The organism is Micromonospora sp. NPDC049089, assembly GCF_040648775.1.
Taxonomy (GTDB): domain Bacteria; phylum Actinomycetota; class Actinomycetes; order Mycobacteriales; family Micromonosporaceae; genus Micromonospora.
The window spans coordinates 1-3384 of record NZ_JBEZEH010000353.1; the positions used below are offsets into that span (position 1 = coordinate 1).

At 69.9% G+C, this 3384-nt stretch carries 3 protein-coding genes; 2 read left to right on the forward strand and 1 reads right to left on the reverse strand.

Annotated elements, in window-relative coordinates:
• Positions 1 to 384 precede the first annotated feature (384 nt).
• Positions 385 to 957, reverse strand: a complete 573-nt coding sequence (locus tag AB0B48_RS32505; protein WP_357208346.1) for a cob(I)yrinic acid a,c-diamide adenosyltransferase — start codon at positions 955 to 957, stop codon at positions 385 to 387.
• Here AB0B48_RS32505 and murA point away from each other — a divergent pair.
• Both murA and AB0B48_RS32515 read left to right on the forward strand, forming a co-directional pair.
• Positions 956 to 2398, forward strand: coding sequence for a UDP-N-acetylglucosamine 1-carboxyvinyltransferase (gene murA / locus AB0B48_RS32510; protein WP_357208348.1), 1443 nt, complete (start codon positions 956 to 958; stop codon positions 2396 to 2398). The two genes, AB0B48_RS32505 and murA, sit on opposite strands and share 2 nt — an antisense overlap.
• Before the next feature lie 95 nt (positions 2399 to 2493).
• Positions 2494 to 3384 (forward strand): 3-hydroxyacyl-CoA dehydrogenase family protein (locus AB0B48_RS32515; RefSeq protein ID WP_357208351.1); only part of this gene is annotated, 891 nt, incomplete at its 3' end.

Sequence of the window (3384 nt, forward strand, 5' to 3'; positions counted from 1 at the left end):
GGTTTTCGGGGGAGCCCGCCCGGCTCCGGGCGGTCAGGCTTGATCCCTGCGCCGGGCGGGCTCCCCCGGAAACCCTTCGTTGGCACTGTCCGCCGTTCTGGCGTGGTTTTCTCACCTGCCGTTACCGATGCCGTTGAGTCCAGCCTCCTCGGCGCGCAGCGCGTCGGGCTGGTTGATCGACTCGGCTTTCTTGATGTCGGGGTGTTCTGGTGGTTGGGATGCCCCGACATCAAGAAACCCGAGTTGATCGAGGCGCCGGCCAGTCGGACTCGCCGAGGGGCCCGGGTACTGGTCGGCCTGGCTCGCGAGGAGTCGGCCCTGGCTACGCGTGGTGGCGGGCAGAGTGGGAACTCAGACCTCGACGTGGTGCGGAGCGCCAAGCGTTCAGCGCTTGCCGCCCGGCACCCATAGCACGTCTCCTGCCGGATTTGCCGTTCTTGACAGGATAAAGAGCAGATCGGAGAGCCGGTTGAGATACTTTGCCGGGAGCGTGCTGGTTCGGTCCGGATCGTGGCCGACCAGCGCCCACGCTGCCCGTTCGGCACGCCGGGCGACGGTCCGCGCCACGTGCAGCAGCGCCGCACCTGCGGTGCCGCCGGGGAGGATGAAGGAGTCGAGCTTGCTCAGGCGTGCGTTGTACTCGTCGCACCAGCCCTCCAGGCGCTCGACGTACTCCTCGGTGACCCGCAGCGGCGGGTACTTCGGCTCCGGCTCGACCGGGGTGGACAGGTCGGCGCCGACGTCGAACAGGTCGTTCTGCACCGACCCCAGCACGCCGCGAAGCTCCTCGTCGAGGTTTCCCAGCGCGAGCGCGACGCCGATCGCCGCGTTGCACTCGTCGACATCCGCGTACGCGGCGATCCGCGGATCGGTCTTCGGCACCTGCTCGTTGTTGCTCAGCCTGGTCATGCCGGCGTCGCCGGCCTTGGTGTAGATGCGCGTGAGGTGGACGGCCATGACGCACAGCCTACGGATTCCCGACCTGACGATCCCGGCGCGGCCGGACAGCACCGCCGGCTGGCCGGTGGTGGTGGGCCCCGGCGACGCCGGCGATTCGACGGTCAACGATGTCGACGTCATCCGGGTACGCGGTGACGCCCGACTGTCCGGCACCGTGCATGTGGTCGGTGCCAAGAACTCGGCGTTGAAGCTGATGGCCGCCGCGCTGCTCGCGCCGGGCCGCAGTGTGATCACCAACGTCCCCCGGATCACCGACATCGCGATCATGGGGGAGGTGCTACGTCGGCTGGGCTGCGACGTCCAGTTCGACGCGGACGACCCGGTCGACCCGATGGTCGCCCGGGGCGGTGTGGCCCGGTCCCGGTCGGTGACGATCGACGTACCCGAGCAGCCGGGCGCGGAGGCCGACTACGACCTGGTCCGACGGTTGCGCGCGTCGATCTGCGTGCTCGGCCCGTTGCTGGCCCGCCGGGGGTACGTGCGGGTGGCCCATCCCGGCGGTGACGCGATCGGGTCGCGTGGGTTGGACATGCACATCTCCGGGCTGACCCGGATGGGCGCGGAGATCTCCGGTGAGCACGGGTTCGTCATCGCATCCGCCCCGCACGGGCTGCGCGGCGCGGACATCGTGCTGGATTTTCCCAGCGTCGGCGCGACCGAGAACCTGGTGATGGCAGCGGTGCTGGCCCAGGGCACCACGATGATCGACAACGCGGCCCGGGAGCCGGAGATCGTCGACATCTGCACGATGCTCAACCAGATGGGCGCGCGCATCGTCGGCGCGGGCACGTCGACGTTGCGCATCACCGGTGTGCCCGGTCTGCGTCCGGTGCGCCACGCCACGGTGGGGGACCGGATCGTCGCCGGCACCTGGGCGTTCGGCGCGGCGATGACCCGCGGCGACGTGACGGTGACCGGGCTCGACCCGGCCTTCCTGGAGGTCGCCCTGGACAAGGTGGTGGCGGCCGGCGCGCTGGTGGAGACCCGGGGGGACGGCTTCCGCGTACGGATGGACGAGCGGCCCCGGGCGGTGGACGTGGTTACGCTGCCGTACCCCGGTTTCGCCACCGACCTGCTGCCGATGGCGATTGGGCTGGCGGCCGTCAGCGACGGTGCCTCCCTGATCACCGAGAACATCTTCGACGGCCGGTTCATGTTCGCCAACGAGATGATGCGGCTCGGCGCGGACATCAAGACCGATGGGCACCACGCGGTGGTCCGTGGACGGGGCCGGCTCTCCGGCGCACCGGTGCAGGCGACCGACATCCGCGCCGGCGCCGGGCTGATCATCGCCGGGCTGTGCGCGCAGGGGGTCACCGAGGTGTCCCACGTGCACCACGTGGACCGGGGTTACCCGGACTTCGTGGCCGACCTGCGTGCGCTCGGGGTGGCGGTCGAGCGGGGCACCACCCCGGAGGAACCGTCACTGGAGATCTGAGCCCCCCACGACCCGGCCCGACCACCACTTAGCCATCGTTCAGGCTCGCCGACTAGGGTGCAGGCAGGCACTCAATCGCAGCGAGGGAGAAGCAGATGGCGGGTCGACTCGCGGTCGTCGGGGCCGGGTTGATGGGTTCCGGCATCGCCCAGGTGGCGGCGCAGGCGGGCTGGCAGGTGACGCTGCGCGACCTGGACGAGGCGGCCACCACCCGGGGTCTGGGCGGTATTCGAAAGTCACTGGAGAAGTTCGCGGAGAAGGGCAAGATCGAGGCGTCCGAGGTCGAGGCGACGCTGGCTCGGATCACGCCGACCACCGACCTGGAGGCGGCGGCGGACGCGGACATCGTGGTCGAGGCGGTCTTCGAGCGGTTGGAGATCAAGCACGAGGTGTTCCGCGCTCTGGACAAGATCTGCAAGTCGGACGCGGTGCTCGCCACCAACACCTCGGCGATCCCGGTCACCCAGATCGCCGCGGTGACCGAGCGGCCCGAGGCGGTGGTCGGCACCCACTTCTTCTCCCCGGTGCCGATGATGCAGCTCTGCGAGCTGGTGCGCGGTTACAAGACCAGCGACGCCGCGCTGGACACCGCGCGGGCCTTCGCCGAGGAGATCGGCAAGACGGTCGTCGTGGTCAACCGGGACATCGCCGGCTTCGTCACCACCCGGCTGATCTCCGCCCTGGTGATGGAGGCGGTCAAGCTGGTCGAGTCCGGCGTGGTGTCCGCCGAGGACCTGGACACCGCCTGCCGGCTGGGCTTCGGGCACGCGATGGGCCCGCTGGCCACCACCGACCTGACCGGCGTGGACGTGCTGCTGCACGCCTCGAAGAACATCTACACCGACACCGCCGACGAGAAGTTCTTTCCGCCGGAGCTGCTCCAGCGGATGGTCACCGCCGGCGACCTGGGCCGCAAGACCGGCAAGGGCGACTTCCTCGCCAACTACGTCGACGACCTGCCGGCGGCGATCGACATCGACGCGATC

Excerpts from the sequence above, each read along its gene's own strand:
- murA (WP_357208348.1), top strand. The coding sequence starts at position 956 with ATGACGCACAGCCTACGGATTCCCGACCTGACGATCCCGGCGCGGCCG.
- AB0B48_RS32505 (WP_357208346.1), bottom strand. The coding sequence starts at position 957 with ATGGCCGTCCACCTCACGCGCATCTACACCAAGGCCGGCGACGCCGGC.